Source organism: Stutzerimonas stutzeri SDM-LAC (assembly GCF_000235745.1).
Lineage (GTDB): Bacteria > Pseudomonadota > Gammaproteobacteria > Pseudomonadales > Pseudomonadaceae > Stutzerimonas > Stutzerimonas stutzeri_H.
On sequence record NZ_AGSX01000193.1, the window covers coordinates 1 to 13,617 of the forward strand.

Consider the following 13,617-nt stretch of genomic DNA (forward strand, 5'->3'; position numbering starts at 1 on the left):
GCCTGCTATTCCGATCCCGCCGACCACTATTCGCATCGAGTGCGTTATGTGCTTGCTGAAAAAGGCGTCAGCGTCGAAATAATCGATGTCGACTCGGCGCACTGTCCGGTCAGGTTGACCGAGGTGAATCCGTACGCCAGCGTGCCGACGCTAGTGGATCGTGATTTGGCGCTTTATGAGCCGGGTGTTATCACCGAGTATCTCGAAGAGCGTTATCCGCACCCACCTTTGCTTCCTGTCTATCCGGTAGCGCGAGCAAATACCCGGCTGCTGGTGCATCGAGTGCAGCGGGATTGGTGTGCGCTGGTGGATCGGATCGGCGACCGCCGCACAGCTGAAGCGGCGCGTACCCAGGCGCGCAAGGAGCTGCGCGAGAGCCTGACGGGCGTGTCGCCCGTGTTCGCTGAGAAGCCGTTCTTCATGAGTGATGAGATCAGTTTGGTGGATTGCTGCCTGTTGCCTATCCTGTGGCGTTTACCCACACTCGGAATCGAGTTGCCCCGAGCGGCGAAACCGCTGCTCGACTACATGGAGATCAATTTTGCTCGTGAGGCCTTTCAGGTCAGTCTATCCGCCGTTGAGCGCGGCATGCGCTAAGAAGGGGTTGTATATGACATCGAGCCGACCTTATCTGGTACGGGCGTTGTACGAGTGGATCGTCGACAACGACTACACGCCACATCTGCTGGTCAATGCTGATCACGCGGGCGTTCGGGTACCTGATGGCTTTGCCAGTGATGGCCAGATCGTTTTGAACGTGGCGCCCAGTGCGGTGCGCCAACTGCAGATGGATAACCAGGCAATCAGTTTCGAGGGACGCTTTGGTGGTGTTCCGCATAGCTTGCACGTCCCGTCTGCAGCGATCATGGCAATCTACGCCAGGGAGAACGGGCAGGGGATGGTCTTTGAAGTTGAGCCGACTCCGCCGGATGACGAGACGCCCTCCGATGATGCTTCAGCCGGCACGGGCACCGCGTCACGCCCGAACTCCGGTGGGCGGCCGAGTTTGAAGGTCGTCAAATAAGAGAGACCGAAAGGCGCTTTTTGGTTGCGCGGCCGGAAAAGGTCGGTCAAAGCGGCCGGAAGCGTCGAGGGCATACAAGGCTTCATCCGCCGTTGCGCTTTCCGGCCTCGAGGCCTCAATCGATATATTCGAACAACTTGACGATGCGTTGCACGCCGGAAACGCCTTGCACCACGCTTGTTGCGCGGTTGCCTTCCTGGCGCGTGACGAGGCCAAGCAGATAGACGATGCCGTTCTCGGTGATGACTTTGATGCGGGAGCCGGGAACGGAAGCGTCTGTCAGCATCTGAGCCTTGATCTTGGTCGTTAGCCAGGCGTCATTACTGCGAGCCAGGCCGGATGAGGGTTTCAGCACCTGGACTTCGTTGTGTACGCGCTTGACGCGCTGCACTGAGCTGGCGGCTTGTTCGGCTAGCTGTTTCAGTTCTGCGCGTGGCGTTTGCCCCGCCAGCAGCACCACCCCGTTGTAACTGGCAACGACGATGTGGGAGGCCTGGTCTAGATCCGGATGGGCTTTGGCGATGTTCACGGCCGCTTTCGTTTCGATCAAGGAGTCATCAATCGTGCTGCCGATCGTGCGAGTACCACGATTGTCGTCGATCGGGTCGTCGCGTGTAGCGGTGAGCACTGAGCTGCAGCCGGTAACGGCGAGGCACAGTGCGAGCGTAAGCGCGTGCCGATGAACCGAAGTCATTCTTCACTCCCAAAGAGTTGGTTATCGATCAGGTCGCAGAGGCAATGAATGGTCAGCAGGTGCACTTCTTGAATGCGTGCGGTCACCTTTGCCGGTACGCGTATCTCGACGTCCTCCGGAAGCAGCAGCGAGGCCATACCGCCGCCGTCGCGGCCAGTGAGCGCGACCACCACCATCTCTCGGTCATGCGCGGCCTGAATCGCCTGGATGACGTTGGCTGAGTTGCCGCTGGTGGAAATCGCCAGCAGCACGTCGCCCGGCTGACCCAGTGCGCGGATCTGCTTGGAGAACACTTCGTTGTAACTGTAGTCGTTGGCAATGGAGGTTATCGTCGAACTGTCCGTGGTCAGCGCGATTGCCGGCAGGCTAGGCCGTTCCCGCTCGAATCGGTTGAGCAGCTCAGAGGAAAAATGCTGCGCATCGCCAGCGGAGCCACCGTTGCCGCAGGTCAGGATTTTGCCTTCGCTGAGCAGCGTGTTGACCATCACTTGCCCGGCTTGCTCGATGCTTGGTGCGAGCACTTCCATAGCGCTTTGTTTGGTTTCGATGCTGGCCAGGAAGAGCTGACGTATACGGGATTGCATATCCATCGGAAATAAACCTTCAGGTGACGGGCTGGGCTGCTTAGCCGTGCCGCAAGGAATCTTTGGTACAGAAGTGATGTTCACGAGATATCGCAAACCCCGCAAAGCGTATCTTTAGCTATCGAAGGCATTTCGAATCCAACTGGGTTTCGCGTCGCCGTCGGTCGCGCCTATGGCGACGACATCGAAGCGACAGGGATACCTTGCCCAGCGACTCTCCTTGAGCAGGAATAGCTGGGCTGCCTTGATCAGCTTCTGCTGTTTGCGCAGGTCCACGCTCTCGAGCGCGCCGCCCCATGCGGCGTGACGCCTGTATCGAACCTCGACGAATACTACTGTATCGCCATCGAGCATGACCAGATCAAGCTCGCCGCTACGGCAGCTCCAGTTCCGGCAGAGCAGGCGTAGCCCGTGCGCTTGAAGGTGCCGTAGTGAGAAGTCCTCGGCGAGCTTTCCGCTGGCCTGCTTGCTGGTCGCGGTCAATCGGGCATTTCCGTGAGGGGGTGAACTTCGCCATCGCGGAATTCGGCCCATGGCAAGCGCCGCTCGATCCGCTGCTGCGGCGTTAGGCTAAGCGTGCCCGAAAGGCCGTCGAGCTGTGTGTCGGGTAGTGCCAGGAGTTGATTCAGGCGTGGCGCCAGCAGGTAGGCATCCGCGCCCATGGCATACAGCCTGCCGAGGCTGCCGCGGGCTTGCGGCCACTTGCGCTCGATTTCCTGGCGCAGGGGAAGTTGCGGATCGAGCAGCCAGGGGGTTTCGGTAAAGCGAATGCCTTCCAGATCCAGATACTGCGTACGGTTGTCGGTGGCAGCGTGAAGGTGTGAAGTGGCGTAGACGGGTAGGTCTCCGGCGTACTGGAAGATCAGGGTTGGTTTGACTTGTTGCGCCTGCTGCGGCGTGGCGGCAAGAAAGAGGAAATCGATATCCTGACGACGCGATGGCTGCGCATCGCCGCCACTTCCGCTGCTGCGTATCTGAAGTAGATCTGCTATCTGATTGGCCAGCTCGATGGGTTCGGCCAACGGCTCTGCGGCAATTACCGTGCCGCCCAGCTCCTGCCATTCCTGGCGGAAGGCCTCGAATACGCGATTGCCCCAGTCACCGCGAGGTGTCAGGGCTACGGCCCGGCGGTGTCCATCAGCCCAGGCGCGGCGAGCGACTTCACGTGCTTCGTCCTCTGCCGCAAGGCCAAATTGAAACAGTTGCGGTGGCACCTTTTGGTTCGCGTCGCTGTAATTGAGGGCAAGAGTGGTGATGGGGAGCTGCTCGCGGTCGGCCAGCTGGCGGACCATATCCTTTTCCAGTGGGCCAATGACCAGCTCGACGCCTGCGGCAGATGCTTGCCGATAAAACTCATCGAGTGAAGACAGGCGGGTGCTGTCGAACAATTCGATCTTTAGATCTTGCTGGCCAGCGAGGTGGGCGGCTAGAAAGCCATCGCGCAGCGCGCGCGCAACGCTGGCCAGCGGGCCATCCATAGGCAATAGCAGCGCCACATGTGACAAGGGTTTGTCAGCCAGCTCGCTGAGTTTCTTCAATGGGTCCGGCAGTCGTTTCGCGGCGGGATGATTGGGATTTTGTTGTAACCATGCCTCAATTGCGTGTTGCTGCTGGCCGATGGTGCCGGCCTGTTTGACTGCGGCTGCCAAAGTTAGCCAGCCGGTCAGATCGGTGTCAGTGGTCGGTTGCAGCTGCTCTATCGGCAGGCCTGAAACGAGCGCCCAGATAGATTCGTGATTTGCTTCGGCCGGCTCGCCACTTAGCAGGGGTGCGATGAAGGTACGTTCGCGGGCTGCGTCCAGGGGCTGGCTGTTTGCTTCGAATGCCTTGGCGCGGGCCAATTGGGTTCGTAGCTGCTGGTCGATAGGCAGCTCTGCGAGGCGTTCGAACGCGGGGTGCTGAAGTGCCTGCAGTGCACCGTTGGGCTCGTCAGCAGCCAAGGCCAGCTCCGCTTCCAGGGTTTTTGCGAACATTTGCTGGGCAGGCATCAATTGATTGATGTCGATCTGACCAAGGATGTCTCGAGCTTGAGCCTGGTTGCCCTGTTGCATGCTCTGGTCGGCAGCAGACAGCCGCAGCGATGCGGCTTGGGCGGGGTCGCTGGCATCGGCTTCTTTCAATAACTGCTGCGTCGACGCCTGTGGGGTCCGAGGCAGTTCGCCAAGGGTGGACGATGGCGAGCTGGCACAGGCCGACAGCAAGGCGGCAATGCATAAAAAGAAAAGCGGGCGAAAGCGAGCCGTCATGTGTTCATTCCTGAAAGGCGCTGGCGGGTGTCGGCGGATTGTACCCAAGCGTTGGCGGGGTCGCGATGTTGCCGTCCGTAAACGGGCTACAATGCGCGTTTTAGTGACCGAGGTACGCTCTGTGACTGCGACAGGTGATGTGAATTCCGCGGCAGGCACGCTCTATGTGGTTGCCACCCCCATCGGCAATCTCGAAGATATCACCGCACGGGCTCTGCGCGTGCTCTCTCAGGTGGCTCTGATTGCAGCGGAAGATACCCGTCATTCGTCTCGACTACTTCAACACTTCGGCATCACTACACCCTTGGCTGCGTGTCATGAGCATAACGAGCGAGACGAGGGGGGGCGCTTTATCCGGCGGCTGCTGGCCGGTGACGACGTGGCGCTGATCTCCGATGCCGGCACGCCGTTGATATCCGACCCAGGCTACCACCTTGTACGGCAGTCGCGGGCGGCGGGTGTGCGGGTCGTTCCGCTGCCCGGTGCCTGTGCACTTATCGCAGCGCTGTGTGCTGCCGGCCTGCCGTCTGATCGGTTCATCTTTGAAGGCTTTCTGCCTGCCAAGCAGGCCGCGCGTGTTGCTCGCCTGGAGCATCTGCGGGTTGAGCCGCGTACGCTGATCTTCTATGAGGCGCCGCATCGTATTCTTGCTGCGCTTATTGATCTTGAATCGGTGTTCGGTCCTGATCGACCAGCAGTGCTGGGTAGGGAGTTGACCAAGACCTTCGAGACGCTGAAGGGCCTTCCATTGGGCGAGCTGCGCAGCTGGGTTGAGTCAGATACCAACCAGCAGCGCGGCGAGTGCGTGCTTGTCGTGGGTGGCTGGCAAGCGCCAAATGAAGACGAGACGGTCGATGCGGATGCCCGCCGGGTTTTGAATTTGTTATTGGCTGAGCTGCCGGTCAAGCGCGCCGCGGCGCTTGCATCGGAGATTACCGGGGTCAGGAAAAATCTGCTCTATCAACTGGCCTTGCAGGGAAAAGACGCGGGGCAGTGAGCCTGCCGGATGGCCTGTTCAGGGCTTCGAGTGCTTCGACCGGCTGCGATCAGCTTGCAGCAGGCAGTCTAGCCAAGTACTCTAGGCGACCGGAGAGTCGATCGGACAGTCGCTGTCTCTTTTTGTTCCGCAAGAAGGGAGGGAGGAAAGTCCGGGCTCCATAGGGCAAAGTGCCAGGTAACGCCTGGGAGGCGTGAGCCTACGGAAAGTGCCACAGAAAATAACCGCCTAAGCGTTTCGGCGCCGGTAAGGGTGAAAAGGTGCGGTAAGAGCGCACCGCACGGCTGGCAACAGTCCGTGGCTAGGTAAACCCCACTTGGAGCAAGACCAAATAGGGATCCATTGGCGTGGCCCGCGCTGGATCCGGGTAGGTTGCTAGAGGCAGTCAGTGATGGCTGTCGTAGAGGAATGACTGTCCTCGACAGAACCCGGCTTATAGATCGACTCTCCGAACTCTTCCGAAATACCCCCTCTTTTTAGTCCAAAAAATTCTTGCTCTTCATAAAGTACTTTAACTTTGAAGTGCAGGCTTTTGCGTTTGCTGAATATCTCTTGCGGTGCCCCTCGCCAGTTTGCCGTTTATTCCCGTTTCGGTTGCTAAATTCCCGTCACATAAGGGTTTTTCCCGTCAGGCGTACCTTGACGGTGGGGCTGCTGCATTTCTATAGTGCGCACAAGTGGTAGAAAGTGGAATGAAGTGGATATTTATGGGCATGGATAGCTAATTCAGGGGAAGCGCAGCCGTGTTTCGCGGAGCAAACGCCATCAGTCTCGATGCCAAAGGCCGGCTAGCGATGCCCAGTCGGTATCGTGACGAGCTCGTTTCGCGTTGCGAAGGCCAGTTGATCATCACCATCGATGCCGTCGACCGCTGCCTCGGTATCTATCCGTTGCCTGAATGGGAGCAGATCGAAGCCAAGCTGCGTGAGCTGCCGTCTCTAAGAGAAGAAAGTCGTCGGCTGCAGCGCTTGCTCATCGGTAACGCGGTTGATCTGGAGATGGACGGCAACGGTCGCATTCTGGTGCCGCCGCGCTTGCGCGAATACGCCGGGCTGGACAAGCGGGCCATGCTGGTCGGTCAGCTGAACAAGTTCAGCTTGTGGAACGAGGACGACTGGAACGCACAAGCAGATGCGGACCTGGCGGCCATCAAACAACCCGGCGCGTTGCCGGAAGAATTGCGTGATCTAATCCTGTGAGCCAGACCAGCAGCTATAACCATGTGACCGTTTTGCTCGACGAGGCCGTTGCGGCGCTCGGCGTGCGTCCGGATGGCCGCTATCTGGATGGCACCTTTGGGCGTGGCGGGCATAGCCGCCTGCTGCTGCGGCAGCTTGGGCCTGATGGCTGTTTGCTAGGTTTCGACAAAGACCCGCTAGCAATCGCTACGGGGCAAGCACTGGCGGCCGAGGATGGCCGCTTTGTCGTTGTGCAGAGAAGCTTCGCAGAGCTTGGCGAAGAGCTTGCGCAGCGCGGCTGGACCGGTACTTTGAGCGGTGTGCTGCTGGACCTTGGCGTTTCTTCGCCGCAGCTGGACGACCCCGAGCGCGGTTTCAGCTTTCTAAACGACGGCCCGCTGGATATGCGCATGGATCCCAATCGAGGGATCAGTGCCGCTGAGTGGATCGCAACCGCCAGCGAAGACGACATCGCCCGTGTTCTCAAGGAGTACGGTGAAGAACGCTTTGCCAAACGTATGGCGCGGGCCGTGGTACAGCGTCGGGCCGTGCAGCCTTTCGAGCGTACGGCCGATCTTGCTCAAGTATTAACCGTGGCCAATCCCGCCTGGGAAAAAGGCAAGAACCCAGCTACCCGCGCCTTTCAGGGGTTGCGCATTTTCATCAATAACGAGCTTGGCGACCTGGAGGCTGGGCTGGAAGCCGCTCTCGAGGGGCTCGATGTTGGCGGTCGGCTGGTGGTGATCAGCTTCCATTCGCTAGAAGACCGCATCGTCAAACAGTTCATGCGCCGGCATGCGAAAGGCGAAGCCGACACTTTGCCGCGCGACCTGCCGATCATCCCTGAAAAATTCGTGCCTCGGCTGAAACTGCTGGGCAAACCGCAATACGCGTCCGCCGACGAGGTCAAGGCGAACCCCCGTTCGCGTAGCGCGGTGATGCGCGTGGCGGAGAAGTTGCGGTGACTCAGCTGCGTCGCGCCATGCCCAGCGGCAGCTTGTTGATGCTGGTGCTATTTGTTGCCGTGCTTGTTTCGGCGATTGCTGTCGCCTATAGCGCGCACTGGAACCGCCAGTTGCTCAACGAGCTGTACGGTGAGCTCAGTGTGCGTGACAAGGCGCAGGCTGAGTGGGGGCGTCTGATACTTGAGCAGAGCACATGGACTGCTCACAGCCGTATCGAGACCTTGGCTTCCGAGCAGCTGAAGATGCACATTCCTGAAGCGGCCGCTGTCAGGCTGGTGGCGCCATGAATCTCCAGGGCGCGCTCTATCCATGGCGTTTTCGCATCGTGCTGGCATTGCTGGCACTGATGGTCGGCGCTATTGCATGGCGAATCGTCGATTTGCAAGTGCTGGATCAGGGGTTCCTTAAGGGACAGGGCGATGCGCGCAGCGTGCGCCATATTCCAATTCCCGCTCACCGTGGCCTCATGACCGATCGGCATGGCGAGCCCCTGGCGGTGAGCACGCCTGTCACTACGCTTTGGGCGAACCCGCGTGAAATACAGAGCGCGCAGGCCCGCTGGCCCGAGCTCGCCGAAGCGTTGGGGCAGAACTCCGCCGAATTGCATCAGCGCCTCAAGGAGCAGGCCGAGCGGGAGTTCATGTACCTGGTGCGCGGCCTGACGCCTGAGCAAGGGCAGCGCGTGCTGGATCTGGATATACCGGGCGTTTACTCGCAAGAGGAATTCAGGCGTTTCTACCCCGCCGGGGAAGTGGCCGCACATGTAGTGGGTTTCACCGATATCGACGACCACGGTCGTGAAGGTATGGAGCTGGCCTACAACGAGTGGTTGGCCGGTGTTCCGGGTAAACGACAGGTGCTCAAGGACCGTCGCGGTCGTCTGATCAAAGATGTTCAGGTCGTCAAGAATGCCAAGGCCGGTAAGGCGCTTGCGCTGTCCCTTGACCTGCGTCTGCAGTATCTGGCACATCGCGAGTTGCGTAACGCGTTGCTGGAGTTCGGTGCCAAGGCCGGCAGTTTGGTCGTGCTCGATGTGAAAACGGGCGAAGTGCTGGCCATGGTCAATCAGCCGACCTATAACCCGAACAATCGCCGAAATCTGCAGCCAGCGGCGATGCGTAACCGGGCAATGACCGACCTGTTCGAGCCGGGTTCGACGATGAAGCCCTTCTCTATGAGCGCGGCCCTCGAAACGGGGCGTTGGAAACCCAGTGACCTTGTCGAGGTCTGGCCGGGTTCGCTGCGCATTGGTCGCTATACGATCCGCGACGTGTCCAGAACCCAAGGCCGTGAGCTTAGCCTGACTGGCATTCTGATCAATTCTTCCAACGTCGGAATGAGCAAGGTCGCTTTTGATATCGGTGGCGCTACGATTCATGACGTCATGCGCAAGGTCGGCTTCGGGCAGGACACTGGCTTGGGCTTTCCGGGCGAGCGAGTCGGCAATTTGCCGACCTACCGTGAATGGCGCCAGGCAGAAACCGCCACGCTTTCATATGGCTACGGCCTGTCGGTGACGGCCGTGCAACTGGCTCACGCCTATGGCGTGTTGGCTAACGATGGCCGCTTGGTGCCGATGTCATTGACCCGGGTAGATCACAAGCCAGAAGGCGTGTCGGTGGTGTCGCCTGAGGTGGCCAAGACAGTCCAGGGCATGCTCCAGGAGGTCATCGAGGCCCCGCGTGGCGTCTTCCGTGCTCAGGTGCCGGGTTATCACGTGGCCGGCAAGAGCGGTACCGCGCGCAAGGCCTCGGTTGACAGTCGCGGCTATCAGGAAAATTCATATCGGTCGATGTTCGCTGGTTTCGGGCCTATGCGCGATCCGCGCATCGCAATTGCAGTGGTCATCGACGAGCCCAGCAAGAGCGGCTATTACGGCGGCCTGGTATCGGCCCCCGTGTTCAGTCGCGTGATGTCCGGAGCGCTGCGTCTGATGAATGTCGCTCCCGACAATTTACCTCCGGAAGACGTCAAGACCGCCGACGCTGACAAGACCAAGGGAGGGCGTATCTGATGCCGATGCCGCTGAATCAGTTACTGCCTCAAGCTGCCAGCGATACCCTCATTCGAGAGCTGACGCTGGACAGCCGCAAGGTCCGCCCTGGTGATCTGTTTCTGGCTGTGCCCGGTTACCAGCAAGATGGCCGCGTGCACATTGCCGATGCGGTTGCCCATGGTGCTGCTGCTGTCGCCTACGAGGCCGAAGGCGCTGAGAAAATGACCGCGGCAAGCGCCGAGCTGGTGCCGGTTCGCAACCTGGCGGGGCAGCTTTCAGCCATTGCCGGGAGGTTCTATGGTGAGCCAAGCCGCAGCCTGCACTTGGTCGGGGTCACCGGAACCAATGGCAAGACTAGCGTGACCTACCTGATTGCCCAGGCGCTGGATCGTTTGGGCGAGCGCTGCGGGATCATCGGAACCCTCGGTACTGGCTTTCATGGAGAGTTGATCCTCGGTCAGCACACCACGCCTGATGCAATCGGCGTACAGGCCAACCTGGCAAGCCTGCGCAAGCAGGGCGCGCGCGCCGTCGCGATGGAAGTTTCCTCGCATGGCTTGGCGCAAGGTCGGGTTGCCGCGCTGGCGTTCGATGTGGCTGTGTTTACCAATCTTTCCCGAGACCACCTCGACTATCACGGCTCCATGGAAGCCTACGGTGAGGTCAAGGCGCGGCTGTTCAAGATGCCGGGGCTCAGCTGTCGGGTGATCAATCTGGACGACTCCCTGGGCCGCTCGTTCGCGGCAGAGCACGCAGAGTCTCGGTTGATTACTTATAGCCTGGAGGATGCTTCGGCTTATCTCTACTGCCCAGAGGCGCGACTGGACGATAGCGGAATCCATGCGCGGCTGGTCACTCCCCAAGGGGAGCGCTCGCTACGTAGCCCGCTACTCGGCCGCTTCAACGTCAGCAATGTGCTTGCGGCAGTAGGTGCCTTGCTGGGTATGAATTATCCACTCGATGAAATCTTAGTAGCGCTGCAGGACGTTGACGGCCCTGCCGGTCGCATGCAGCGGCTCGGTGGTGGCGACTGCCCGTTGGTCGTGGTCGATTACGCCCATACGCCGGATGCGCTTGAAAAGGTTCTTGGCGCTCTACGCCCGCATACCCGCGGCAAGTTGCTGTGCTTGTTCGGCTGCGGCGGCGACCGTGACCGTGGCAAGCGCACGCTGATGGCCCAGGTTGCCGAGCGTCTGGCAGATCACGTCACGGTCACTGATGACAACCCGCGCAATGAGGACCCGCTGCAGATCCTCGATGAGATTCGTGCTGGTTTCAGCGCACCCGAGCAAGCGCTATTTGTGCCGGGGCGCGCCGCAGCCATTGCCCGCTGCATTGAAAGCAGCGGTGTCGATGATGTGGTGCTGCTGGCTGGCAAAGGGCATGAGGATTACCAGGAAATTAACGGCCAACGCCTGCCATTCTCCGATCTTGAACAGGCCTCGAAGGCCCTGGCTGCCTGGAGAGCTTCCCATGCTTGAAGCCAAGCGCCTTAGCGATCTGGTCGAGCCGTTGTCAGCCAAGCTGATCAACGCCGATGCAGCCTATAGCTCTGTCAGCACCGACAGCCGGGCAATCGGGCCTGGGCAGCTTTTTATCGCACTCACCGGGCCTCGCTTCGACGGCCATAGCTACCTGGCAGACGTTGCGGCAAAGGGCGCCGTCGCTGCGCTGGTTGAACGCCATGTGCCAGAGGTTTCGTTACCTCAGCTTGTTGTTGCCGATAGCCGTATCGCGCTCGGTCAGCTGGGTGCGTTGAACCGCAACGCGTTCACCGGTCCGGTTGCAGCAATCACCGGCTCCAGCGGCAAGACCAGCGTCAAGGAGCTGCTTGCCAGCATCCTGCGTGCTGCCTATGGCGACGATGCGGTTCTTGCCACGCGCGGCAATCTCAACAACGACCTGGGCGCGCCGCTCACGCTGCTGGAACTGGCCCCTCAGCACAAGGCTGCAGTCATCGAGTTGGGCGCTTCGCGTGTTGGCGAAATTGCCTATACCGTCAGCCTGACCCGCCCAGATGTCAGCTTGATTACCAATGCCGGCACGGCTCATGTTGGCGAGTTCGGTGGGCCGGAGAAGATCGTCGATGCCAAGGGCGAAATCCTCGATGGTCTCGGCACGAATGGCGTCGCCGTGCTCAATCGTGACGACCGCGCATATTCGGTGTGGGAGCGCCGAGTGACAGGCAAGCGCGTGGTGAGCTTTGCGGTGGCGAGCCCGCTCGCCGACTTCCACCCCGCCTCGATTGCGTACGACCTGCGCGGCTGCCCCAATTTCGTCCTGACCGGACCGACTGGGTCCGTGCGGGTGCAGCTGAACTTGCTGGGGCGCCATAGCGTGGCCAATGCCCTGGCCGCCGCCGCGGCCGCCAGCGCCATGGGCGTTGCGCGCGAGCACATCGTCGCCGGGCTCGAGAGCCTGCAGCCAGTGAAGGGGCGCGGCGTGGCGCAGATGCTGACTAACGGCGTACGCCTCATAGACGACACATACAACGCTAACCCCGCATCCATCTGTGCCGCCATCGATGTGCTGGCCGGCTTTGCCGGGCGCACGGTGCTGGTGCTGGGTGACATGGGAGAGCTGGGCTCTTGGGCCGAGCAGGGCCACCGTGATGTCGGCAGTTATGCGGCAGGCAAAGTGGACACCCTGTTTGCGGTCGGGCCGCTGATGAAACATGCCGTAGAGGCCTTCGGCCATGGTGCCCGCCATTTCGCCGATCAGCAGAGCCTGATCGAGTCGCTGCGTCTGGAGCAAGGCAATGCGACCACCATTTTGATCAAGGGATCACGGAGTGCAGCGATGGATAACGTCGTCGCAGCGCTTTCCGCATCCGGCATGGAGAAACATTGATGCTGCTGCTACTCGCCGAGTACCTGCAACAATTCCACACGGGCTTCGCAGTCTTTCAGTACCTGTCGCTGCGTGGAATTCTCGGCGTACTGACCGCGCTGGTGCTTTCGCTATGGCTGGGACCCTGGCTGATCCGTACGCTGCAGCTGCGTCAGATCGGTCAGGCGGTGCGCACAGACGGGCCGCAAACGCATCTGTCGAAATCCGGCACGCCGACCATGGGTGGTGCCCTGATCCTCAGCGCAATCGCCATCAGCACCTTGCTCTGGGCCGACCTGTCCAATCGCTATGTGTGGGTGGTGTTGGCCGTGACCCTGCTGTTCGGCGCAATCGGCTGGGTCGATGACTATCGCAAGGTGATCGAAAAGAACTCCCGCGGGCTGCCAAGCCGTTGGAAATATTTTTGGCAGTCGGTCTTCGGCCTTGGTGCTGCGGTCTTTCTCTACCTGACCGCGCAGACCCCGGTCGAAACCACGTTGATCCTCCCGCTGCTGAAGAACATCGAGATTCCGCTGGGGATCGGCTTCATCGTGCTGACCTATTTCGTCATTGTCGGCTCGAGCAATGCGGTGAACCTCACCGATGGACTGGATGGCCTGGCAATCATGCCGACGGTGATGGTGGGCGGCGGTCTGGGTATTTTCTGCTACCTGTCGGGCAACGTGAATTTTGCCGATTACCTGCTGATTCCATACATCCCCGGAGCCGGTGAGCTGATCGTGTTCTGCGGTGCGCTGATCGGTGCCGGGCTCGGCTTTCTCTGGTTCAACACCTATCCCGCGCAAGTCTTCATGGGCGACGTGGGTGCGCTGGCCCTTGGCGCCGCCTTGGGCACCATCGCCGTGATCGTCCGTCAGGAAGTCGTGCTGTTCATCATGGGTGGGGTATTCGTGATGGAAACCCTATCTGTGATGATCCAGGTCGCCTCATTCAAGCTGACCGGCAAGCGGGTGTTCCGCATGGCGCCGATTCATCACCACTTCGAACTCAAGGGCTGGCCAGAGCCCCGGGTGATCGTGCGCTTCTGGATCATCACCGTGATCCTTGTGCTGGTCGGTCTTGCCACATTGAAGTTGAGGTAAT

14 protein-coding genes and 1 other RNA gene are annotated in these 13,617 nt (G+C 60.3%); 11 read left to right on the plus strand and 4 right to left on the minus strand.

From position 1 onward, the window contains the following. Both PSTU_RS0119215 and PSTU_RS0119220 read left to right on the plus strand, forming a co-directional pair. A partial coding sequence (locus PSTU_RS0119215) for a glutathione S-transferase N-terminal domain-containing protein (RefSeq protein ID WP_019342649.1) occupies positions 1-597 on the plus strand: 597 nt, incomplete at its 5' end. Positions 598-610: 13 nt separating this feature from the next. Next, positions 611-1,024, plus strand: coding sequence for a ClpXP protease specificity-enhancing factor (locus PSTU_RS0119220; RefSeq protein WP_019342650.1), 414 nt, complete (start codon positions 611-613; stop codon positions 1,022-1,024). A gap of 115 nt (positions 1,025-1,139) precedes the next feature. Here the strand turns inward: PSTU_RS0119220 and PSTU_RS0119225 are convergent, their stop codons facing one another. The 4 genes from PSTU_RS0119225 to PSTU_RS0119240 form a co-directional block, all read right to left on the minus strand. After that, positions 1,140-1,718, minus strand: a complete 579-nt coding sequence (locus PSTU_RS0119225; protein WP_019342651.1) for a BON domain-containing protein — start codon at positions 1,716-1,718, stop codon at positions 1,140-1,142. Then, on the minus strand, positions 1,715-2,308 hold the full coding sequence (locus PSTU_RS0119230; protein WP_019342652.1) for a phosphoheptose isomerase: 594 nt from the start codon (positions 2,306-2,308) through the stop codon (positions 1,715-1,717). Before PSTU_RS0119230 ends, PSTU_RS0119225 begins: the two co-directional genes overlap by 4 nt. Before the next feature lie 108 nt (positions 2,309-2,416). Next, entirely contained in the window at positions 2,417-2,785 is a 369-nt protein-coding gene (locus PSTU_RS0119235; RefSeq protein ID WP_019342653.1) for a YraN family protein, read from the minus strand. Further along, positions 2,782-4,548 (minus strand): penicillin-binding protein activator, encoded by a 1,767-nt coding sequence (locus tag PSTU_RS0119240; protein ID WP_019342654.1) that lies wholly within the window; start codon positions 4,546-4,548, stop codon positions 2,782-2,784. Before PSTU_RS0119240 ends, PSTU_RS0119235 begins: the two co-directional genes overlap by 4 nt. 91 nt (positions 4,549-4,639) lie before the next feature. On the opposite strand from PSTU_RS0119240, the gene rsmI reads away from it, so the two are divergent. The 9 genes from rsmI to mraY all read left to right on the plus strand — a co-directional run bounded on the left by rsmI (position 4,640) and on the right by mraY (position 13,616). Beyond that, complete coding sequence (rsmI, locus tag PSTU_RS0119245; RefSeq protein ID WP_192827038.1) at positions 4,640-5,545, plus strand: 16S rRNA (cytidine(1402)-2'-O)-methyltransferase; 906 nt, start codon at positions 4,640-4,642, stop codon at positions 5,543-5,545. Positions 5,546-5,638: 93 nt separating this feature from the next. Further along, an RNA gene (gene rnpB, locus PSTU_RS21095) (RNase P RNA component class A) lies at positions 5,639-5,997 on the plus strand. Between the two features lie 291 nt (positions 5,998-6,288). Further along, positions 6,289-6,744, plus strand: a complete 456-nt coding sequence (gene mraZ / locus PSTU_RS0119250; RefSeq protein WP_019342656.1) for a division/cell wall cluster transcriptional repressor MraZ — start codon at positions 6,289-6,291, stop codon at positions 6,742-6,744. Beyond that, positions 6,741-7,688 carry a 16S rRNA (cytosine(1402)-N(4))-methyltransferase RsmH gene (gene rsmH, locus PSTU_RS0119255; RefSeq protein ID WP_019342657.1) on the plus strand — a complete coding sequence of 316 codons (948 nt, stop codon included), beginning with the start codon at positions 6,741-6,743 and terminating at the stop codon, positions 7,686-7,688. The genes mraZ and rsmH overlap by 4 nt, the downstream gene beginning before the upstream one ends. A 17-nt stretch (positions 7,689-7,705) precedes the next feature. Further along, complete coding sequence (gene ftsL / locus PSTU_RS0119260) at positions 7,706-7,975, plus strand: cell division protein FtsL (RefSeq protein ID WP_413771566.1); 270 nt, start codon at positions 7,706-7,708, stop codon at positions 7,973-7,975. Further along, positions 7,972-9,702 carry a peptidoglycan D,D-transpeptidase FtsI family protein gene (locus PSTU_RS0119265; protein ID WP_019342659.1) on the plus strand — a complete coding sequence of 577 codons (1,731 nt, stop codon included), beginning with the start codon at positions 7,972-7,974 and terminating at the stop codon, positions 9,700-9,702. The genes ftsL and PSTU_RS0119265 overlap by 4 nt, the downstream gene beginning before the upstream one ends. Next, on the plus strand, positions 9,702-11,165 hold the full coding sequence (locus PSTU_RS0119270) for a UDP-N-acetylmuramoyl-L-alanyl-D-glutamate--2,6-diaminopimelate ligase (RefSeq protein WP_019342660.1): 1,464 nt from the start codon (positions 9,702-9,704) through the stop codon (positions 11,163-11,165). Before PSTU_RS0119265 ends, PSTU_RS0119270 begins: the two co-directional genes overlap by 1 nt. Further along, positions 11,158-12,534 carry a UDP-N-acetylmuramoyl-tripeptide--D-alanyl-D-alanine ligase gene (locus PSTU_RS0119275; protein WP_019342661.1) on the plus strand — a complete coding sequence of 459 codons (1,377 nt, stop codon included), beginning with the start codon at positions 11,158-11,160 and terminating at the stop codon, positions 12,532-12,534. The genes PSTU_RS0119270 and PSTU_RS0119275 overlap by 8 nt, the downstream gene beginning before the upstream one ends. After that, a complete protein-coding gene (mraY, locus tag PSTU_RS0119280) occupies positions 12,534-13,616 on the plus strand; it encodes a phospho-N-acetylmuramoyl-pentapeptide-transferase (RefSeq protein WP_019342662.1) in 1,083 nt (360 codons plus the stop codon). Before PSTU_RS0119275 ends, mraY begins: the two co-directional genes overlap by 1 nt. Position 13,617: the final 1 nt, after the last annotated feature.